Annotated in this window: 18 protein-coding genes and 4 pseudogenes; 8 read left to right on the top strand and 14 right to left on the bottom strand. The window is 50.3% G+C overall.

Annotation, left to right across the window (positions count from 1 at the left end; genetic code table 11):
- Positions 1-54: 54 nt before the first annotated feature.
- The 3 genes from hxlB to JCM11969_RS20635 are packed head-to-tail and all read right to left on the bottom strand — an operon-like array spanning position 55 to position 1,249.
- Entirely contained in the window at positions 55-597 is a 543-nt protein-coding gene (hxlB, locus tag JCM11969_RS01420) for a 6-phospho-3-hexuloisomerase (RefSeq protein ID WP_054707302.1), read from the bottom strand.
- Positions 598-617: 20 nt separating this feature from the next.
- Positions 618-1,064, bottom strand: coding sequence for an orotidine 5'-phosphate decarboxylase / HUMPS family protein (locus tag JCM11969_RS01415; protein ID WP_439709730.1), 447 nt, complete (start codon positions 1,062-1,064; stop codon positions 618-620).
- Entirely contained in the window at positions 998-1,249 is a 252-nt protein-coding gene (locus tag JCM11969_RS20635; protein ID WP_439709729.1) for an orotidine 5'-phosphate decarboxylase / HUMPS family protein, read from the bottom strand. The genes JCM11969_RS01415 and JCM11969_RS20635 overlap by 67 nt, the downstream gene beginning before the upstream one ends.
- A gap of 141 nt (positions 1,250-1,390) precedes the next feature.
- Between JCM11969_RS20635 and JCM11969_RS01410 the strand changes: the two genes are divergently transcribed.
- Positions 1,391-1,810 carry a winged helix-turn-helix transcriptional regulator gene (locus tag JCM11969_RS01410; RefSeq protein ID WP_054707300.1) on the top strand — a complete coding sequence of 140 codons (420 nt, stop codon included), beginning with the start codon at positions 1,391-1,393 and terminating at the stop codon, positions 1,808-1,810.
- 123 nt (positions 1,811-1,933) lie between these two features.
- Here JCM11969_RS01410 and JCM11969_RS01405 read toward each other — a convergent pair.
- The 3 genes and pseudogenes from JCM11969_RS01405 to JCM11969_RS01395 all read right to left on the bottom strand — a co-directional run bounded on the left by JCM11969_RS01405 (position 1,934) and on the right by JCM11969_RS01395 (position 8,025).
- Positions 1,934-3,068: pseudogene (locus tag JCM11969_RS01405) on the bottom strand (NAD(P)-dependent alcohol dehydrogenase).
- Between the two features lie 250 nt (positions 3,069-3,318).
- On the bottom strand, positions 3,319-5,586 hold the full coding sequence (locus JCM11969_RS01400; RefSeq protein ID WP_054707297.1) for an ATP-binding cassette domain-containing protein: 2,268 nt from the start codon (positions 5,584-5,586) through the stop codon (positions 3,319-3,321).
- Between the two features lie 452 nt (positions 5,587-6,038).
- Positions 6,039-8,025 (bottom strand): annotated as a pseudogene (locus JCM11969_RS01395) (cation:proton antiporter).
- Between the two features lie 239 nt (positions 8,026-8,264).
- On the opposite strand from JCM11969_RS01395, the pseudogene JCM11969_RS01390 reads away from it, so the two are divergent.
- Positions 8,265-9,315, top strand: a pseudogene (locus JCM11969_RS01390) (AI-2E family transporter).
- Between the two features lie 179 nt (positions 9,316-9,494).
- On the opposite strand, the gene JCM11969_RS18440 reads toward JCM11969_RS01390, so the two are convergent.
- The 4 genes from JCM11969_RS18440 to JCM11969_RS17470 all read right to left on the bottom strand — a co-directional run bounded on the left by JCM11969_RS18440 (position 9,495) and on the right by JCM11969_RS17470 (position 12,051).
- Complete coding sequence (locus JCM11969_RS18440; RefSeq protein WP_225353072.1) at positions 9,495-9,680, bottom strand: hypothetical protein; 186 nt, start codon at positions 9,678-9,680, stop codon at positions 9,495-9,497.
- Positions 9,677-10,792 (bottom strand): serine hydrolase domain-containing protein, encoded by a 1,116-nt coding sequence (locus JCM11969_RS01385; protein WP_225353071.1) that lies wholly within the window; start codon positions 10,790-10,792, stop codon positions 9,677-9,679. The genes JCM11969_RS18440 and JCM11969_RS01385 overlap by 4 nt, the downstream gene beginning before the upstream one ends.
- A 126-nt stretch (positions 10,793-10,918) precedes the next feature.
- A complete protein-coding gene (locus JCM11969_RS01380; protein ID WP_263849981.1) occupies positions 10,919-11,788 on the bottom strand; it encodes a serine hydrolase domain-containing protein in 870 nt (289 codons plus the stop codon).
- The gene (locus JCM11969_RS17470) at positions 11,707-12,051 is read right to left on the bottom strand and encodes a hypothetical protein (protein ID WP_156319211.1); all 345 of its coding nucleotides are present in this window, start codon (positions 12,049-12,051) and stop codon (positions 11,707-11,709) included. Before JCM11969_RS17470 ends, JCM11969_RS01380 begins: the two co-directional genes overlap by 82 nt.
- Positions 12,052-12,109: 58 nt before the next feature.
- Here JCM11969_RS17470 and JCM11969_RS17465 point away from each other — a divergent pair, with 58 nt between their 5' ends.
- From JCM11969_RS17465 to JCM11969_RS18435, 6 genes are all read left to right on the top strand, one after another.
- Positions 12,110-12,277, top strand: coding sequence for a hypothetical protein (locus JCM11969_RS17465; protein WP_156319210.1), 168 nt, complete (start codon positions 12,110-12,112; stop codon positions 12,275-12,277).
- Between the two features lie 99 nt (positions 12,278-12,376).
- Entirely contained in the window at positions 12,377-12,931 is a 555-nt protein-coding gene (locus JCM11969_RS01370; protein ID WP_054707287.1) for a TetR/AcrR family transcriptional regulator, read from the top strand.
- Positions 12,931-13,527, top strand: a complete 597-nt coding sequence (locus JCM11969_RS01365) for an NAD(P)H-dependent oxidoreductase (RefSeq protein ID WP_054707283.1) — start codon at positions 12,931-12,933, stop codon at positions 13,525-13,527. Before JCM11969_RS01370 ends, JCM11969_RS01365 begins: the two co-directional genes overlap by 1 nt.
- Before the next feature lie 439 nt (positions 13,528-13,966).
- Positions 13,967-14,959, top strand: coding sequence for an NAD(P)-dependent oxidoreductase (locus JCM11969_RS01355; protein ID WP_054707278.1), 993 nt, complete (start codon positions 13,967-13,969; stop codon positions 14,957-14,959).
- A 25-nt stretch (positions 14,960-14,984) separates the two neighbouring features.
- On the top strand, positions 14,985-15,965 hold the full coding sequence (locus JCM11969_RS01350; RefSeq protein ID WP_082409107.1) for an MFS transporter: 981 nt from the start codon (positions 14,985-14,987) through the stop codon (positions 15,963-15,965).
- A gap of 6 nt (positions 15,966-15,971) precedes the next feature.
- Positions 15,972-16,202 carry a hypothetical protein gene (locus JCM11969_RS18435; protein ID WP_054707272.1) on the top strand — a complete coding sequence of 77 codons (231 nt, stop codon included), beginning with the start codon at positions 15,972-15,974 and terminating at the stop codon, positions 16,200-16,202.
- A 125-nt stretch (positions 16,203-16,327) separates the two neighbouring features.
- On the opposite strand, the pseudogene JCM11969_RS18430 reads toward JCM11969_RS18435, so the two are convergent.
- The 4 genes and pseudogenes from JCM11969_RS18430 to JCM11969_RS01325 form a co-directional block, all read right to left on the bottom strand.
- A pseudogene (locus tag JCM11969_RS18430) lies at positions 16,328-17,329 on the bottom strand (aldo/keto reductase).
- Between the two features lie 83 nt (positions 17,330-17,412).
- Complete coding sequence (gene plsY / locus JCM11969_RS01335; RefSeq protein ID WP_054707269.1) at positions 17,413-18,063, bottom strand: glycerol-3-phosphate 1-O-acyltransferase PlsY; 651 nt, start codon at positions 18,061-18,063, stop codon at positions 17,413-17,415.
- Complete coding sequence (locus JCM11969_RS01330; RefSeq protein ID WP_054707266.1) at positions 18,063-18,665, bottom strand: lysophospholipid acyltransferase family protein; 603 nt, start codon at positions 18,663-18,665, stop codon at positions 18,063-18,065. Before JCM11969_RS01330 ends, plsY begins: the two co-directional genes overlap by 1 nt.
- A 12-nt stretch (positions 18,666-18,677) precedes the next feature.
- Positions 18,678-19,595, bottom strand: a complete 918-nt coding sequence (locus JCM11969_RS01325) for a DegV family protein (protein ID WP_054707264.1) — start codon at positions 19,593-19,595, stop codon at positions 18,678-18,680.
- Positions 19,596-19,628 lie beyond the last annotated feature (33 nt).

Genomic DNA, 19,628 nt, shown 5'->3' with positions numbered 1-19,628 from the left:
ACGCATCAAATGAAATGTGTGCCATTATCTTCCCTCACTTTTTAAAATACAAAGTTACTCTAAATTAGCATGCCCGCTGGCGAGCTGTTCTTCCGAGAGGTGCCAAGCCGCCATGAGATCCATGACCGTGGCCTCCAAGAATAGGAACAATAGCTGTTCAAACAGTGCGCCCAGCGGTTGTTGACTCACCGCATCCGTCGCATACTTCGCCTTACCGCCGATGACCACCGTCTGGCTGGCCAGTTTAGCAATCGTGTTGTCGTCACTGGTACTGATGAGCAGCACGCCCGCCCCCGCATCTAAGGCCTTTTGGGCAAACTGCACGGATTGCGCCGTCTCGCCTGACCCGGAAGCCACGATCAACAGGTCGTCCTTCTTGATGGGTGGCGCGGTGACCTGGCCCACAACAAAAACGGGTTTGCCCATTTGTGCAAGCCGCATCGCAAACATTTGCAGCGCCAGTCCGGAACGACCGGCACCGTAGACGTAAATGGTCTTGAACCACTGGATGGCGTCGACCAAGGCTTTGTTGGCGTCCTCACCATAGTGGTCGGTCGCGGTTAGGAGTTCGTTAAAAACAACAGTTAGTGATTTCATATAAGGTCCCCCGTAGTTCTTTAGTCCTTTGGCATTAAGGCCTTGATCTGACGAGCTGACTCGGCTGGATCATCCGTGGTTGAGATCCCGCCGCCAACGATCAGAACATCTGGGCCTTCATCAATGATCCGTTGGGCGGTGTTGACCTTGATGCCGCCAGCAACAGCCGTCTTCGTTTTAGTCACGTTATCCTTTAAGATGTTAAACGTTTCAAAGGGTGTTTCCCCAAGTGCTTGCAGGTCATACCCGGTATGGGTCCCGATGTAGTCTGGGCCGATTGCGTCTAATTCCTGAGCTCGCTTAGCGACGTCGTGGATTCCAATCATGTCGACTAACAGTTCCTTGCCGGCTTTCTTAGCAGCGCCAACCGCATCCTTAATGGATTGGTCTTCAGCAGCGGCTAAGATCGTTGTGATGTCAGCACCGTACTTGTAGGCCTGTTCGACTTCGTAACTCGCGACATCCATGATCTTGATGTCAGCCAGTAAGGTGATGTCGGGGAATTTTTCCCGGATAGTCTGGAGCCTTCAAGCCCAAAGTTGATAACTAATGGCGTGCCGTATTCAAAAATATCGACGGAATCCTTCGTCTTTTCGATCAGGTTGATGGCACCGTTAACGTCTTCAAGGTCAATTGCGAGTTGTAATTTCATAGTTGTGTTCTCCTTTTTTGTCATGTCAGTAAGCATCTATAAGAGTATGGTATAATTATGATACCTAAACGGGGATTTGAAAATAGGGCACTTTAAGGTAACCTTGCCGCAAATCATCGCAAACAGTCAAGGAGGCCTATCATGACGGACGTTGTGCGCAAAGATGTGTTAACAAAATTAGCGAATGGGGACTATAATTGTGAAAAAGAATTTACCCTCTCCATGTTTAGTGGCAAGTATAAACTGGTCATTTTGTGGGAACTTGGCCACGTCAGCAGCATGCATTTCAACGAACTCTTTCGGGTGATCGATGGCGTGACGAAGAAGGTCCTTTCTAACCAGCTGCACGAACTGGTCAGCGATAAGCTCGTCGAACGCGAATCCTATGAGGAAAACAACCGTGAGCTGGTCATCTACCGGATCGCGCCGATTGGCAAAACCCTGTTGCCGATCATCGACAGCATGTACAGCTGGGGGCGTGACCGGATTCAGGACTACCAGATCCCGTCGAGTTTTAAGTTGGATGTGGCTAAGGACCTCAACCATGAAGCAAAGTCATAACTCACACAGTCACCAAAAGCTTGAGACCTTCAACTGATCTCAAGCTTTTTGAATGCCCTACGTCTAAGTTAAACGATAGTTGCGCACCCGTCTCCATCACGCGAATACCCACCGGATCACGTCCTACTCACCCGGCACGTAATCGTGATCAATGATCAGCACAGGTTTGACGCCGGAGCCATCGTTTGAAGCTGCGTTAGCGTCGTTGATCTGGTCAAAGTCGTAGAACTTCTCCAGCTTGTCAAACGGGAACTGGCCCGCCTGCCAGAAATCGATCAGCGTTTGAATGGCAAGTTGCGGCACCGCATCCCCCCATTAACACACCATCAATGTGCTTATTTAAGGCGCTGAGCTGACCCCAAGTGGCCACGTCTAAGGTCTTTTGGGTGACGGCGATCGGTGCTAAATGACCGCCGCTGGCTAGTGCGTCCACCGCCTGCAGCATCACCGGAGCGACCCCCGGTCGTATCTACCGCGTAGTCGACGCCTTCACCGTTGGTCAATTCCTTGACCTTAGCGACCCAGTCTTCGTTGAGGCTGTTGATTGTATCGGTGGCACCGATCTCCAACGCCGTTGCTAACCGGTTATCGTGAATGTCCACGCAGATGATCTTGCTGCAGCCCTTGATCTTTGCGGCCATCAAGGCGCCGGCGCCAACTGCCCCTGTGCCAACGATGGCGATGGTCGAGCCTTCCTCTGGGTCTAACCCGTTGAAGACTGTCCCAGACCCAGTCACGAACCCGCACCCCAGTGGGCCCACCTTAGTCAGGTCAATTTCTGGATCCACCACGGTAATGTTGCGTTCCTGCACCAGGGTCGTTGTCGTAAATGACGACTGGTTGAAGAAGTTACTGATGGCACTGCCGTTATCTTTCGTAAAGGCGTATGAGCATCTGGCCGGGTGCCCGCAAAATTCAGGGCGCCCCAGTTGACGCAGGATGATGGGTGTCCTGTCAAACAGTGGCGACAGGTTCCATCGTAATCGTAGGACAGCACCACGTGGTCGCCCACCTTAACGTTTTGCACAGCCGAACCGACCTTCTCCACGATGCCGGCTCCCTCATGGCCGACGATTCCTGGATAGGTGTACGGCCCCGCAGAGCCGTCCCGCACCGCTTGGTCACTGTGACAGATGCCGCTTGCGACCATGTGAACTAACACTTCGTTTGGTTTCGGGTCGTCGTCCACTAAAACAGTCTCCAAAGTAAAGGGCGCGTTCAATTCCTCGATCACAGCCCCGGTAATTTCTTTTGTCATATGGTTCCCCTCCTATAATTGACGATGCAGCAATTAAATTTGGGAGCGCTTCCAAGTATAAAATAACCGTCTGCTGAATGAATGTCAACTAAAAGGTTGTGAAATTTAAAAGTGTTATAAACGCCAGTCAAATTAGGAACAGTTGTCATCACTTCACAAGCATAGTGCTGGCTAATTTAACCGCTTAAACTCCATAAAAACAGCCAAACGAAATTGACCGTTTGGCTGTTTTTTATTTTGACTGTATCCGTTATTTTTCAATCTGAGCCTTCAAGGCCACCCCAGTTCGCGAGTCGCTGTGGTGTGTGCTCTCTTCCGGCGTTCCTTCAAAGCAGACCTGACCGCCGTACTTACCAGCGTCCGGCCCCATATCGACCAGCCAATCTGCCTGACTGATCAGCGCAAGGTTGTGTTCGATTAAAATGAGCGTATTGCCCTTATCGACCAAGTCTTCAAACAACCCGATCAACCGTTTCGTATCGTTTAAATGCAACCCAGTCGTCGGTTCATCCAAGAAGTAGATACTTCCCGTATGATCCAACTCCATGGCCAGCTTGACCCGTTGGACTTCCCCACCGGATAGCGTAGTCATGGCCTGACTGAGATTGAGGTATCCCAGGCCGACCTGTTCCAACAAGCTGACTTTCTTATAGATGGCTGGGACGTCACTAAAGAAGGCGAGGGTGTCCGTAATCGACATGTTGAGCACTTCAGCAATGTCCTTGCCGTGGTAGGTGTACTGGAGGGCTTCTTGACTGTACCGTTTCCCGCCACAGAGCTCACAGACCTGAATGACCGGATCCATGAACGCCATTTCAGTAATGGTGACGCCCTTCCCCTTACACCGCGGACAAGCACCCTTACCGTTATAGCTGAAGAGTTGCGTTGAGACATTGTTCGCATCACCGAACAATTTCCGTAACGGATTGAGGATGTTCAGGTAGGTTGCCGGCGTTGACCGGATGTTGATACCGACTGCATCCTGGCTCAGATCAATGTAGTCTTGATCAGCAACCTGTTGTTTAATGGCATTGACCAGCGTACTCTTCCCAGAACCGGCTGGCCCAGAAATAATCGTCATGACGCCTTCGGGCACCTTCGCGCTCACATCGTTTAAGTTATGCGATGTGACGTGGTCGACGTGCAGCCACGATTTAGGCTGTCGCGGTTCCCGGAAGGTCGTTGGCTCACGCAACATCCGACCCGTGATCGTATCCGACTTCAACAGTTCTGGGTACGTCCCAGTAAATGTGACTTGGCCGCCGCCCTGACCCGCTTTGGGACCGATCTCGACCACGTAATCGGCTGACCGGATGATGGCTGGGTTGTGGTCGACCAGCACAATGGTGTTGCCGTGTTCTTTGAGTTTCGCTAACGATTTGGTGATCAATTGAATGTCGTGCGGATGCAAGCCCACACTTGGTTCATCGAGAACGTAAACGAGGTCCGATAACGAACTGGTCAAATACTTGGCGATCTTAATTCTTTGCGCTTCACCACCGGACAGCGTATCCGTTCCCCGGTCTAACGATAAGTAGCCTAAGCCAATATCGACGAGTGCCTGCACTTTACTGCGGAGTTCCCGGACCATCGTTTTGGCCATCGGGTCGGAAATACTATCCAGAAAGCTTAGGACGTTGACCAGATCCATCGCGCCGACTTCCGCAATGTTCTTACCTTCGATCTTGCCCTTCAGCGCCGCCTTGTTGAGTCGGGTGCCGTGGCATACCGGACACGGTTTACGCGTGACGATCTTCGCCAAGGCTGCCTGATGATGCCGACCCGAAGCACTGTGGATCACCGACCGCATCATCCGCGGAACTAACCCCTCGTACAACGCCGTCCGTCCCCACTCGGCTGGCGGATTCTTTAACTTTTGGCGTGGCGCATGCATGAACAGGTCATACTCTTCTTTGGAGTAATCCTTGATCTTCTTATCTAAATCAAACAGTCCAGAGTGCCCGTATTCATTCCAGCGCCAGGTTCCCGGCTGAAACCCGGAAAAAGTCATGGCCCCTTCATTGAGCGATTTTTCTGGATCGATCAGTTGCGATTCATCCACGTCGTCCACAAATCCGAGTCCCTGACATTCGGGACACATCCCTTGAGGCAGGTTAAATGAGAACCACTCGGAGTAGCCGACCCACGGTTTCCCGATTCGCGAAAACATCAGTCGGAGCACCGAGTAGATCCCTGTGTAGGTCGCTAACGTTGACCGCGAGTTGCGGCCAATGGGTTTTTGCTCGACCACAATGGCGACTGGCAGGTGGTCGATACTGTCAAAGTCCGGTTGGCCAAACTTTGGCAAGTACTGTTGCGTAAAACTAGGAAACGTTTCGTTGAGTTCTCGCCGCGACACCGCAGCAAGTGTATCAAACACTAGTGACGATTTACCGGCTCCTGAAAGCCCCGCAAACACCGTCGTCCGGTGTTTGGGAATATCGAGGTCCACGTTTTTGAGGTTGTTTTCTCGAGCACCGTGGACACTAATGGCGCCATCTTTAAACATATCAGTCATGCAGCGATCCTCCATTCAGATTGATCCTAAGTGACAGACGATAATACGGATGTTTTTAACGCGACGAATGATAATATTACCATGGTTGGTTTGAAAAGTTAAATGTTATGCTTGGTTAATTTTATGGTAACATTTTTTGAGTTTAAGGGGTGGAAATGGGATGGGTTTTTTGACGTTTTTTGAGATGGTGTGAAAGTGGTTCTGGTTGTAGGTTGCATAAAAAGCAGGTCATCGGGACGAGGTGACCTGCTTTTTTTGTTTTTTGAGTTGATTTTATTCTGTTCTGTTGATTTTATTCTGTTCTATAGTGGTCGTCTTTCTTTGCTACCACGCCGAAACGCGTTCCACAAGGCACGGGGCTAACGTGTAACGGACTCTGACCAAAAAGTCAGACCCGGACTTTTTGGTCAGAGTCCGTTACACACCGCCCCTAAACCGCCTTGTTCCACGCTCTACCCATTATACGCATCCACATTCTCCAAATAAGTCATCTCATCAATCGAAATCCTTCTCTGCAGCTTCTGCGCCAAATCCTGTTCGATCTGGCCCGATGAGATTGCTTCTTGAATCAGTTCATACTCTGCATGGAAGGCGCGCATGAACATTTGGTAGACAATGTCTGAATCCACATCCTTGGCGTGAATCCGACGATGACGGGTGCGGTAGAATCTTCTGACCAGGTTGGTCTCCACCGCGTTGCCCTGTTTTGTTTTCAAAAAGGCCATTACCGCGTCAAAGCCCACCTGTTCAATGGGTAAAATATCTTCGTCGTGTTCCTCAAACTGTTCGCGCCAGTAGACTTCTTCCAGCGCGATTGGCGCCGTTAGAAAGGCTTCCTGTGCCCGACTAAGGTCCTTATACTGGGTCCCCATGTGCAGGCTGAAACGAATCCGCAGCCAGACGTTTTTCCAGATCTTTTCGTCCGCCGTAAAATTATTAAACTGCAGGAACCGGCCGTAGTACATTTCTTCGTCGGCCGTGATCTGACCATCCAGAAACATCTGGTGCACCGCCTGCAATTCAACCTGGTGGCTTTCGCTGATCAGTTGCCGTTGCAGACGCCGGTTCGGCGTGGCATCTAACACGAGTTGCTGCTGCAGCGACTCGATGACGATCTGTGCTTCGGCCGGATGGTCCTTTTCGCCAGCTAGATCACGAATGGCGGTTTGGATCATCCGCCGCACCCACTGATACCGTGGTTGCGTATCCTGTTCACTTGGCAAAATTAACGGGACAAAGATGGTCGGCATGATCAGACTAACCAAAATGACGACCGCCGCTAGGAAGATCATCGTCCCGCGTAAGGCAAATGGCTGGCCGTGGACGGTGTTGGGAATCGAAAAGGCCAGTGACAGGGTAATGGTCCCATTGGCGCCGCTAAGGGCCATAATGAGGCTGTCTCGCCAAATATGTTCGGAGCGCTTATGTCGTTTGATCAAGAACCGCGTCCACAGAAGTCGTAACAGCCCTTGGCCAGGTAAGCCACGATACCGATCCCAATTAAGACCAGCACCGTCAAGTTCGATTTATCAGAAATATGCAGCGCCTGCGTCACTTCGGGCAGTGATAAGCCAGGAGCACAAACACAGTCCCGGTCAATGCGCCTGAGATGATCTCCCAAACGTTGCTGGTGACCATCTGCATCCGCGAGCTAGTCAGGCGCAGTTTATCGCGTTCCGACCCCTGAACCAGGCCGGCCGCAACCACCGCCAGGATCCCGGACAATGCCAGTTCCTCCGCCAGCAGGTACACCAGAAATGGCGTCATCAGTGAGATCAGCACCATGATCAGCGGGGTATCGTCGTTGTACCGAATGAGCGCCAGCCGAATGCTGACGATGACGGCACCGATCAGTGCCCCAAACAACAGGCCGCCGAGGAACTCCCATAAGAAGAGTTCCAGCGCGTGATTGAGGGAAAACGACCCGGAGATGTAGGCCCCCAATGCCATGTCAAAGATCACAATGCCGGCAGCGTCGTTAAACAGAGATTCGTTTTTCAACGTCTCCGCCTGTTCCTCGGCTATCGGGTTGGCCTCAAAAATTGAATTGACCGCAGACGCATCCGTTGGCGATACGATTGCCAGCAGTGCGTAGCATAAACTCAGCGGCAGCAGGACATACAGGGCGTGCAGCCCAGTCCCCACCACCAAAACAGTCACGAGCACCAAGCCCACTGCCATCGATAGAATGTTGGTGATCGACCGGCCGATCCACCCGCGTGAGCTGTTCTGCGCTTCGTTAAACAGCAACGGCGCAATAATGCCCAGCGTAAACGTGGAGGGATCAAGCTGAAAATTACGGTACACGGGCAGCAGCGACAGCACCAGCCCGATCGCAATCAGAAAAAATGGCACGGGAATAAACGAGACGTGCCGCGCAAGAATATTGGCGCCCACGACGGCCGCCAGGATCACTGAAAATAAAAGCACAAAATCCATGTTGTGCGAAACCTCCCCTAATCTTTTTAATCTATAAGGGTTATTTTACGCCAAAATGGCGCTGAAAGTCGCCCGAATCGACTTACGAGTACCGTTGACCGACACATTTATCAAAAATTGTTGATGCATCGGAAACTATGTTCAGAAAAATAGGATTCAGTGATGGCGTTCGGTTGGATTGACGGCTATACTTTAACTAACGATTTTGCGTGACTATACTAATGCGTTAGGGGAAAACAATGTCTAGATATCAAAAATTCATCGCGAACCAACCCGTCCGTCGCGGCGTGGTCCTCATCAGCCTGGTGTTTATCCTGTGGCTGGCAAGAAGTGCCATGTCCACGGTCCTGCTGACGTTCATCTTCTCCTTCTTGGTGATCCAGCTGATCAACCTGATCCGCCGGCACGTCAATATTCGGCCGGTGATCGTGGTCATTCCGCTCTACCTCTTGATCATTGGCGGCATCTTTTATGCCATCATCAACTACGTGCCGTCCCTGGTCAACGAGTCGATCCACTCGGTCAACACGGTGATCAAGTTCTACACCAGCGGGGCCTTTGACCATAATGAAATGATCCAGTGGGCCGTCAAGAGTGTGAAGCAGATGAACCTGACTGGCCAAATTAAGACGGGGCTTAGTGCTGTACTGTCGTATGCCGGCAGTATTGGCTCCGCCGGGGTCACCGTCGCGTTGTCGTTTCTTCTCAGTTTCTTCTTTACAGTTGAGATCGATGAGCTCAAGCACTTTGGCGGGTTGTTCCTCAAATCGCCAATGGCTGGTACTTCGACGACCTGCGCTACTTTGCCATGAAGTTTATCAACACGTTTGGGGTCATCATTGAAGCACAATTGATCATCGCGGTGGTCAACACGACGATTACTACGATTACCTTGATTTTCCTGAAGATGCCAAACATCCCGACCCTAGCCGTCATGGTCTTCTTCCTGTCGCTGATTCCAGTGGCCGGGGCCATCATTTCAGTGATTCCGCTGACCATCATTGCGTACACGGTCGGGGGCGTGCAGTCAGCCGTGATCATTATTATCATGATCATCATCATTCACTTCTTGGAGGCCTACGTTCTGAATCCCCGGTTGATGGCCAGCCGGACGGAGCTGCCCGGGTTCTTTACCATCGTGATCATGCTGGTGGCAGAACGTCTCTTCGGCGCTTGGGGACTGATCGTCGGATCCCGATCTTCACCTTCCTGTTAGATGTGTTTGAAGTGAAAAAGATTGGCAGTAAAACGCCGAAGCAGCAGACACCCCCTTCTACGCCTCAGTCATAATCATCATTTTTAAAGTATTATCAGACAGTTAAAAAACACCCACCTGCGGATGACCTAATCATCCGCAGGTGGGTGTTTTCATGCTTGCTTACTTCTTGGATCAATTAAAAGGCTAGTCAACACTGAATTTTGCGGCTTCAGTGTGACTGGTGTCACCCACAATCGTGACTTTTAGAACCCTAATAGTAAACGGCGACCCGATAAAGCTGAGCCACAAAATCTTTTTGAGACAGACCATTTCGTAGCGGTGCTCGGTTACTAAACACGATGGCGGCGTGGTAGTTACCAGTGGTGGCGTAGTAGCCAGTATGGTAAGTCAATCCGCTAAACGAGCCGTTATTGTATTTAATACCATCGCGGTTCACATAGAACCCGCCGGAATAAACAGTACCATAGCGCAACAATTGTCGATACTGCTTCTTTGTGAGAATCTGCCGTTTTGCATCCCCTGGATCACGGCGGTGAACTCCCCCGGTGTGGTCAACATATTGCCAGCGCCCACGAGTGCAGCAAACCGTGGCAAGGTAACCGATTGTGGGGTGGCATATGGATCTGCCGGGGTCCACGTCGCCGATTGAGCCAGCGTGGCCGTTAAACTGGGTTGCGACCGGGTGACCAGAAACGTGTGCGTCAGTCCTAATTTTGTGAGGACGCGCGTTTGGACATTGGCGGCGTAGGAGTTGCCAGTGACCTTTGCGATGATTCCGGCTAACAGCACGTAGTTGTCATCACTGTATTGAAAGGTCTTGTTGGTACTGGTCTTCAGTGTTTTAAGCGCAAGTGAAACGGCCTGGGTTTCCGATGGTGATTGGCGAGGAAACTGTTCGGGATTGGTGATGCCCGAGGTCATACTCAGTAATTCACTGATGGTGATCCGCTGACTGCCAGCCACTTGGGGGTAGTACCGGCTCAGGGGCGTTGATGGGCTGAGTTTCCTCTGACTGATCAATTGTTGAATCAGCGCCCCGGTGATGGCTTTTTGCAGCGAGGCTAACGGATATAAAACGGTGCCGTTATTGCTGTTGGCCGTTTTCGTTGACGCATCCGCCAAGCCGGCACTCACCACCGTTGGCTGTGTTTTGCCCGCGGAGATCAGGGCGGCCGTTCCACTAAAGTTCGCTTGTGCCATCGTCCCCGCAATCACTGAAGCAAACGAAACGCGCTTGATGCCGTGACTGTTCATCCAACCCAGTTGCTGGTTAAAATACCGCAGTTTCACATACGTGCCTGTCCGCGTCACCTTGGTCTGCATGACACGGACGTACTGGTTGGTATGGTCACTGCCAATCGCATCCCTCGTGAGCGTCCTGCGATTGGTGTGATACGGGCCTGCCGTATAAAGCGCATAGCCGCCCTTCCCAATTTGGTGCACGATTTGCGCGTCATAACGATGATTACGCATGCTTAAAATTGAATTGTAGGTGATACTGGCGGCACAGCTCATCCGCCCAGCCAGGAGTACAACGCCCAGTGTCAATAGGCCTCCAAGCGGTTTGACCCAGTGGTTGTGAATCATCCTTAAACTAACCCTCATTCTCTGTCTGATTGACGTGCTAAACGATCGAGTGGGTGCTAGGCGGCGCACGGGACCGATTTTTCATGATTAGTCCGCCACCTTTTTAAACATCGTATTAGCCAGCGGCAGAACGGACGCGTGTCTTCGGTAATCGTTTGAGAGTAGTACGACGCCGGTTCGGTCGTTTCGTGTCAAGAGTGCCGCCGACTCGTACCCATAGCCGATACCGTGTAGTCGAATACCATCGGGCTGGTTATAGACCCCGCCACCGTATGTGGACACGCTGCCGGGCTGATGCAATTGGGCGACCGCCCGTTTTGAAATGAGTCTGCCCTGCAGGAGCGCTTGTTCGACCCGGAACAGATCTCGGGTCGACATATAGACCTGTCCCGTACCCAGTTCGTTTTGCATTGCCACCGTGGATTCGTGATAGACCCGCTGGTAGTTTGGTACGATTTGACGATTGCTGATGTGATGGTAACTGGTCGTTCGAAAAACGGTATGACCCCACTGTTGCACAAACCCGCTGTGGAGCAGGTGTATCGGTCCCTTAAACATTGTGTTGAAATTTTGGGCGTACGACCGGTGTGTTAGTCGCATGATGATGCCTGTTAGCAATACATAGTTGACCGGTTCGTAATGCCATTGTCCGACCTGATTTGGTTGTGACGTTAAATGATCAGCATCGTAAGCAACCACCTGCTTTGCCGTTAATCGGCTAGGGCTTCCGTGCGTTAGCGACAAGCCGGAGGTCATATTTAAAAGTGATCGGATCGAGATGTGATCCGCATTTTTGATTTTGGGGTAAAACCGGGATAACGTGGTATTCAGGCGTAAACGATGTGCCGTCACCAACTTCATCACCATCGCTGCCGTCAATGATTTTTGAATCGAGAGGATCTGATATTCTGATTGGTTGTCGTTTGGCACTGACTGCCGCGCGTTTGCCCACCCGATGCCCTGCTGATAAATGACCCGGTTATTTTTGATGACGAGGCACTGCCGACAAAGTGATGGCGGGTTAAATACTGTGTGACCCGTCTGCGTTTATGTGACGCTGTCTGGCGTTGCTTACCGGACTTTGTTGCGGGCTGCAGGCTTTGGTGTGACGTAGTGATCACTGTTTGGTGACGTTGGTGCAAATGCCAGCCAATCAGTCCGACGGTGCTGACTGCCAGCAGAACGGCGCCGATTTTTAATGCTTGTTTTCTGGGTTGCATGATTTTCCCACCATTCGTTTCGTTAGTTTCCATTTTTAAAATGAGGTTATCAACCAAGGTGCTGGTTGTTATCGTCATTTATCTTAGCGAAGCGGCAACGCTGGAAAAAGTGGTGGTTGCTAAACGGATGATGAGAAATTCTAAGGATTGTAATGGCCGTTCAGTTGCGGGTGTTGCAACCTTATTTTTTTGTCATATTTTGGCATTAAGCGATAATCGAGTATGACGCTTTAATAGTGACCCAAACATTGAATTTATAAGATAACAGTGTTATCCTAAAAATAGAAAGATAACACTGTTATCCTTCCGAAGGAGATCCTCATCTATGTCGTATGAAGAAACGACCAACAAAATAGTGGCTTCGGCGCTTGACCAGATTGAAAGATCAGGCGATGAAAGCTTGTCACTCCGGCAATTAGCAAAATCAGTTGGCTTGACGACCGGTGCTTTTTATAAGCATTTTGAGAACAAAGACGCCTTGTTCCGTGCCTTGACAGTGATTATTTCAACACAACTCGCTGATGATGCTAAGCACCAACTCAAACCAAATGATAGTCCCAAACAACAGTTATTGACCCTAGCGGATGTGTTACTGACGGCGTACCAAAATCGACCGAACACCATGATGTTCTTATTTTTTAATCCCGTTGCGCTGGCAACTCTGAATGATAAGAACACTGCCTTTCCGCTTTTGGAAGAAACACAGCGGCTCATCAGGGACTTAAGCGAGGATTATCCATCGCTAGACCCGCAACAATTTTTCGTTCAGATCTGGTCTTTCATTCAAGGTTACGGGGTCCTCATCAAAAACAAAGCCGTTGTGTACGATCAACAGTTGACTGCTGACACACTAACGGCACTACTAGGAGGCGTCAACTGATGACAAAAACGGTGATTCTCTATTGTCATCCCTATCAGGAAAGTTTTAGTCACGCTGTGTTACAAACCGTGACGACACATCTCGCACAGTCGCATGCTGATTATCAGATTTTGGACCTCTATGCGGACGGGTTTGATCCCGTTGTTGATTCGAGTGAACTGGCACTGTACGCTCAAGGCGGGACTCACGATGCACTGGCAAAGACCTACCTTACCGCCCTTCAATCTGCCACTCAATTGATCCTTATTTTTCCAGTGTGGTGGAACGACTTGTCGGCAATGATCAAGGGGTTCTTTGACAAAGTGATGAAACGCGGGACTGATCAGGCCTATGTGGCGACAAGGACTGGGCTACGCGGTAACTTAACACAGATCAGATCGACCCTTATTTTAACCAGTTCAACCTCACCAACACCCTATCTCAGACTATTTTGTGGCGATAGCATTAACCGCGTGTTGATTCACAGCACCTTAAAACAGTTAGGCATCAAGCACGTGACGTGGCGCAATATGGGTGGCATTACAACCTCGACGATAGCAAAGAGAACCGCGTTTTTAGGGCAAATTCCTAAGCTCATTAACGCGCAAGTGAGGTAGTCGAAAATAACTGTTGACTGCTAAAAAGGGCGCTAGACTGAACTTGAATGGCATTCAGGCTAGCGCCCTTTTTGTGATGAGCAGCTCGCCTATCGCATTTTTTGAGTGGTGCACGAAAAGCGTTAATCGTTTGGGTTACATTTTGTCCGATAAATTCCAAAGCTTATTCGATGGTAGCAATCAAAGCACCTATTTTTGTGTCATTTTACAATTGACATTACAGGTTAATAACCTAATACTAATAGTATATTATATTCTGAAAAAGGGAGGGATCAGTTTTGCGCTTATTAATGAAAAGTTTAGCTCATTTACGATCACTGACCCCACCCGGCTATGTCCGGCCACTCGTGGATTCTAACCACATGGCCGTGCCGATTGTTGGTCCTTAGTCCTAATGGTTTAGCTCATGAAAACTAAATATTAGGAAGAAGGACTTCTTATGACAAAAATTATCGTGTTTGACCGGCGAGCTGATGAAGCAGCAACGTTTTCTCAGGTGCAACAGCGTAATCACATCGATCTTGAATTTGTTGACGGCCCAATGACTGCGCAAAGTCTGTTGGTTTTAACGGGCTTTGAGGCGGCCACGATTCAAGGGTCTAATCCATTTGTGGACGCTCACGTGTTGCATCAGTTAGCCAACTTAGGGTGCCACTATCTGGTCGTTCGAAGTGCCGGTTTCAATAACGTTGACCTGCAAGCCGCGCAAGAATGTGGGATTCGGCTATCAAATGTGTCCTACTCTGTTCACAGTGTCGCGGAGTTCACCGTGATGTTGATGTTGGCGACGTTGCGTCACTTACCAGCAATCGTTGCGCGAACAAACGCCCAAGATTTCACTTTAGCTGGGTTGCAGGGACGAGAATTGCATGACCAAACCGTTGGTATCGTTGGTACTGGGAGAATTGGGCACGCAGTCGCTGAGATCCTATCCGGATTTGGCTGTGACCTATTGGCGTATGATCCTCATCCAAGCACTAGTCTGACTTCGATGGTCACATACGTTGATTTTGACGCGCTCCTCGCAAATTCCGATATTGTGACGTTGCATTTGCCGTTACTAGCTGACAACCATAATCTGATTGATAGTGACCAGATTCAACGGATGAAATCCAACGCGGTGTTGATCAATTGTGCCCGTGGCCAATTAGTGTCCACGACTGCCTTAATTGACGGTCTTGCTTCTGGTCATTTGGGTGGTGCCAGCTTGGACACCCTAGCAACTGAAGCAACTCTATTTCAGCAAGATCACCGGTTGTCGTTTACCTATAACCATGACTGGCAGGTACTTAAGGGATTTCCCAATGTCGTCATGACGCCTCACACCGCCTTTTACACCGACACAGCAGTGACTGATATGGTCGAAAACGCCATAAGGTCTCTCATTTCTTTTCTCAAAACAGGCAACAGTCCCTGGGAAATACGTCCTTGATAGTGACGTTGTTGAGCTGGTTTTGATGAAGGGAAAGATGATCGTGAAACGATTTAAAAGGGAATATGTTTGGTTACTTGCCGCTATCCTGCTTAGCGGTTTTATTATGCGCGCACCTATTACAACACCGCCGCTGATGCTCAATCAATTAGCGCAGGCGGTTCACGTGCCACAGGGTCAGTTAGGCATCTTAACGACGATTCCGCTGGTCATGTTTATGCTGTTCTCCAACTTTGCTTCCCACTTAATGCGGCTGATTGGCCTGAAACGCGCTTTATTAGTGACGATGACAATCATTTCGTTTGGGTCGATCTTACGGTTGATACCAGCCTTTTGGGCCATGATCGTCGGAACGATTTTTATTGGGATCGGCATTGCGCACCTGAATGTCTTTATGCCATCACTGGTGGCCGCCTATTTTCCAGAACATATCGGTCTGTATACCACGATGTATTCGTTTTCAATGATTCTTGGGAATACGGTCTTTAACCTCGTTACGGCGCCGGTTGCCGAAAAATTTGGCTGGCAGTCAATCTTAGGGATTCTTTTGGTGCTTGCGGTGCTTGGCACTGTGAGTTGGGCTGTGACGGTTCGAAACGGAACGACGCCACAGGTTGAAACTGTGAGCACAAGTCAAACTACTGATGTGTCTTCATCACGGTCGATGTGGACCCAAGCCCGTGATTGGCCGTTTTTGATAGCTTTTGGCTGTCAGGCGCTGTTAAGTTATACCTTCACGGCTTGGATGCCATCGCTAATGGCATATCATCATGTTGATGCGACGGAGACTGGGGTCATAATGGCTTTGTATGCCGTTATTGGTCTCCCATTATCAATGATTCTGCCTAATCTATTGGCAAAGTATTCTAAGCGCCAACTCACGTGGATCACACTAGTCATGGGATTATTCGGACTTTTAGCGAGTTTAATGTTATTTGTGCAACAGACCTCGTCCGTGTGGTTTTGGCTGACAGAAGGGTTACTGGTTGGGGTTACGATTGGCTAATTTTTCATGGTGCCAATGACGATGTTTGCTTTAAAGACGCGAAACCCTTACGAAACAGCTAAATTATCCGGAATGGCGCAAGCTGGCGGTTACTGTATTTCTGCCTTTGGCCCAACGCTGTATGGACTGGTCTTCGCGGCAAATCCAGTTGGGCAGTTGCAGAACGTCTGCTACGTTGTGCTTATTTTAGTAATGGTCGTTACTTGTACACTGATTGTGAGAAGTGATCTTTTTTAATCATTTCTAGATTCAATCACTTTTGTACCAGATTTTGACTTAAGAAAACGCGTGGAAGGGTCAGCCTTTCCACGCGTTTTTTTCTATTATTTCAGTGGTTTCTAATCACTTTTTTAAAGGATAGTTTACTTCTTCTCGTCAATCAAAACAGTCCCCTGGTCCGGATTCTGTGCAATTGCGCCCACAATCTCATGAGGAACATACAGGCTTCCAGATAGGCAACGTCATCAGCTGTCAACTTCAGGTTCAACGCAGCTGCGGCGTCATCTGAATGACTGGTTTTGGTCGACCAACGATTGGGGATGCGACCCCCTTCGCCCACTGCCACGCAAGTGCAATCTGACTCATAGTTGTCTGGTATTTTGTGGCCAACTCATTGACCCGCTTAATAATGCCGAGGTCTTGTGCCTTAGCGCGATCATACTTACCCATGGCAACGCGATCTGTTTGGCTGCGCAGGGTGTCTGTTTGCCAATCCAAGTGACTCAGGTGGCCCGCAGCCAGCGGACTGTATGGCATCAGGGGCACGTTATCCTGTTTGCAGATCGGAATGAGTTCCCGTTCGTCTTCTCGGTATAACAGATTGTAGTGGTTTTCCATGGTCTGAAATTGGGCCCAGCGTGATCCTTAGCCACCTGCTGCATATTCTGGAACTGGTAGCCGTACATGGCGGAGGCGCCAAGTGCTCGAACTTTGCCAGCCTTAACGAGGTCATTTAACGCACTCATCGTTTCTTCAATCGGCGTGTCATAGTCGAACCGGTGAATGATGTACACGTCCAGATAGTCTGTCCCAAGTCGTTTCAGTGTGCCGTCAATTTCCCGTGCAATTGCGCCTTTAGAGAGACGGCCTTCGTTGAAATAAACTTTAGATGCGATCACGACCTTATCGCGCGCGACGTTTTTCTTCAATGCCTGGCCGAGGTACTCTTCACTGGTACCAGCTGAGTAAACGTTCGCGGTGTCAAAAAAAGTGATGCCAAGATCCAAAGCGTGTTTAATGACGGCTTCACTGTCGCTGGCGTTCAACGTCCAGTCATGCATGGTGCCAGCTTGACCAAAACTCATTGCACCGACGCAGATTTTGGAAGCGGTGATGTCGGTGTTGCCTAATGTGGTATATTCCATAGTTTGCCCCTTTTCTAAATGACGTGAAACGACTTCATACGTTTAGTGTAGTCCTTAAAGCCCACTTCAAGTCAAGAAAAGATTTAGGGTTGCGGCCGATGCTGCCAGTGCTGCCAGGTCGCAAAGAGCCCATAGGGAATGGTCCGTTCTGAGTGCGTTAGGAGTCGGTTGATATTTGGCCAGTGACGGGCTGTAACGAATGCAGAAACGACCGCCATGTACCCGACCAGCAGTGGCGTTGTCATGAACGCGATCGCAATGGTCGTGCCCCAAAGACCAATGATACTCGCAAGACTGACCGTACTGGTGATCGCCAGGGTCACCAAAAAGATGGCCAGCGCCAGCAGCAGGAGTTTCGGGTCGATGGCCAATAACACCCCGGCCGTCGTCGCAACGGACTTGCCGCCTTTGAATTTGAGAAAACACGAAAAAGCGTGGCCCACGATGGCAATCAATCCGGTGATCAAACTGACAAGTGGCGCGTGTGGCAACTGCAGCCAAAACGGTAATGTGGCTGCGACGTAACCTTCGAACGCATCACCCACCAGCGTCAGTAAGCCCACCGGTAAGCCCAACATCCGCGTCATGTTCGTTGTTCCGATGTTGCCGCTGCCGAACTGGCGAACGTCACGATGACTGATAGCTCGGCTGAGCAGCACGCCGGTCGGAATCGACCCGATAATGTAAGCCAAAAAACAAACGATATAGAAATGAATGCCCGTCATCACTGCCATTACGAGAAGACCTGCAGCAGTGATTTTGGCTTTGGCATCTCGGCCTGCAACCCAACAAATTTTTGATGCAACTCATGCGTTGCCCGTTCCCGCTGTTTGCGATTGAGCGGTTGATCCGGATCAGTGACGACCGGTTCACCCACAATTAAGGTGTTTCGGCCCCACCCGCGACTTTGAAACACGGCCGGAATAATCGGCGCCCCGGTATCATGTGCAACAACCAAGTAGCCGGATTTAAGGGTCGTGCTGTACCGTGAACCACTGGGAAACACGATCAGTGATTCGGGCTGTGTCTTGAGGTGGTCAATGGTGTCATGTAAGGCGGCCACATTGGCCTGCCCGCGATCCACTGGGAATGCGTTCAACCAACGCAATAACCGCCCTAAAACAGGTCGTTTAAATAATGCTTGCTTGGCCATGAAGAAAAACGGGGTCGGTGCCAGCAGTGATGCATACAACAAAGCATCCCAGGCGTGGTGGTGTTCCGCCACCAGAATGTAGGGCTGGTCACGTTGCGCCCGCTCGCGATGCTGAACCTTAACGGGACCGAGTTTGAAAAAGAGATACAGGCGCACACACTGGCGCGCAAACCGATAGAACATGTGGGTCACTCCTTAGATTTGAATTTGTAGTTGGGCGCGTTCGCTGATCAGTTGGTCAGCCAAGACCTGCCAGTCATAGGCCCAGGCCATGGCGAGAACGCCACCACCGGTGTGACAGCCAACCCCGGGGCCAATGATGCCAGCACTAAAGCGGACATCGGTAAACGTTTCTTTTAGGTGATGCAGCCACGCGCGCTTTTCTTCTGGTGCGTTGCCGTCAAACACCACGGCGGCGTAAGGTAATTTCGGCGCGGCCTTAATACTGGCGGTTAAGTCGTCCTCAATGTGACGGATGGCACGCTTGGCTGTCCGTTCCTTTCCAATCGGCCGAATGATGCCAGTGTCCTGCGTATCAATCGCCAATATTGGGCGAACGCGCAACAGGTTGCCCAAGACCTGAGAGGTTGTCGAGATGCGCCCCGTGCGTTTCAAATAATTCAGGTCCTTAACGATAAATTCGATCTGCATGGAGTGCTGAAGCGTGGTGATGGCGGCTAAGATATCAGTGATCTCGAACCCCTCATTTGCCAACCGAGACGCCAGCAGCACCAGCATTTCCATTCCGCCACAGGTACTATTGGTATCGACGACGTGGACGCGCGGCATGGTCTGGTCCGCAACGACCGAAAGTGCACTGGTAAAGGAACTGATGCCCTTTGACATGGGGAGGATGATGACGTCGGTGATGCCCTCCTCTGCCAGGTCATCCAGGAGTTGGGTGATCGTGCCCATGCTTGGCATCGACGTTGTGGGCAGCGCCTTTCGCTTGGCCAACTGGTCGTAGAATTGTTTGGGCTGTAACGTTCTCATATCGTAAAACGTGTTATTGTCCCAATTGATGGCGATTGGCGTCACGTAAATGTTTCCGGCCCGGGCCACCGTTTGCGGCGACAGGTATGCTGAACTGTCCGTAATAATTGCGATTGACATAATGACGTCCTTTCTGAATTGCTTTTTAATTAC

This window comes from Secundilactobacillus paracollinoides DSM 15502 = JCM 11969, from assembly GCF_001311135.1.
GTDB classification, from domain to species: domain Bacteria; phylum Bacillota; class Bacilli; order Lactobacillales; family Lactobacillaceae; genus Secundilactobacillus; species Secundilactobacillus paracollinoides.
Note: the sequence above shows the minus strand (reverse complement) of the source record. Positions and strands in the feature narration are given on the sequence as shown.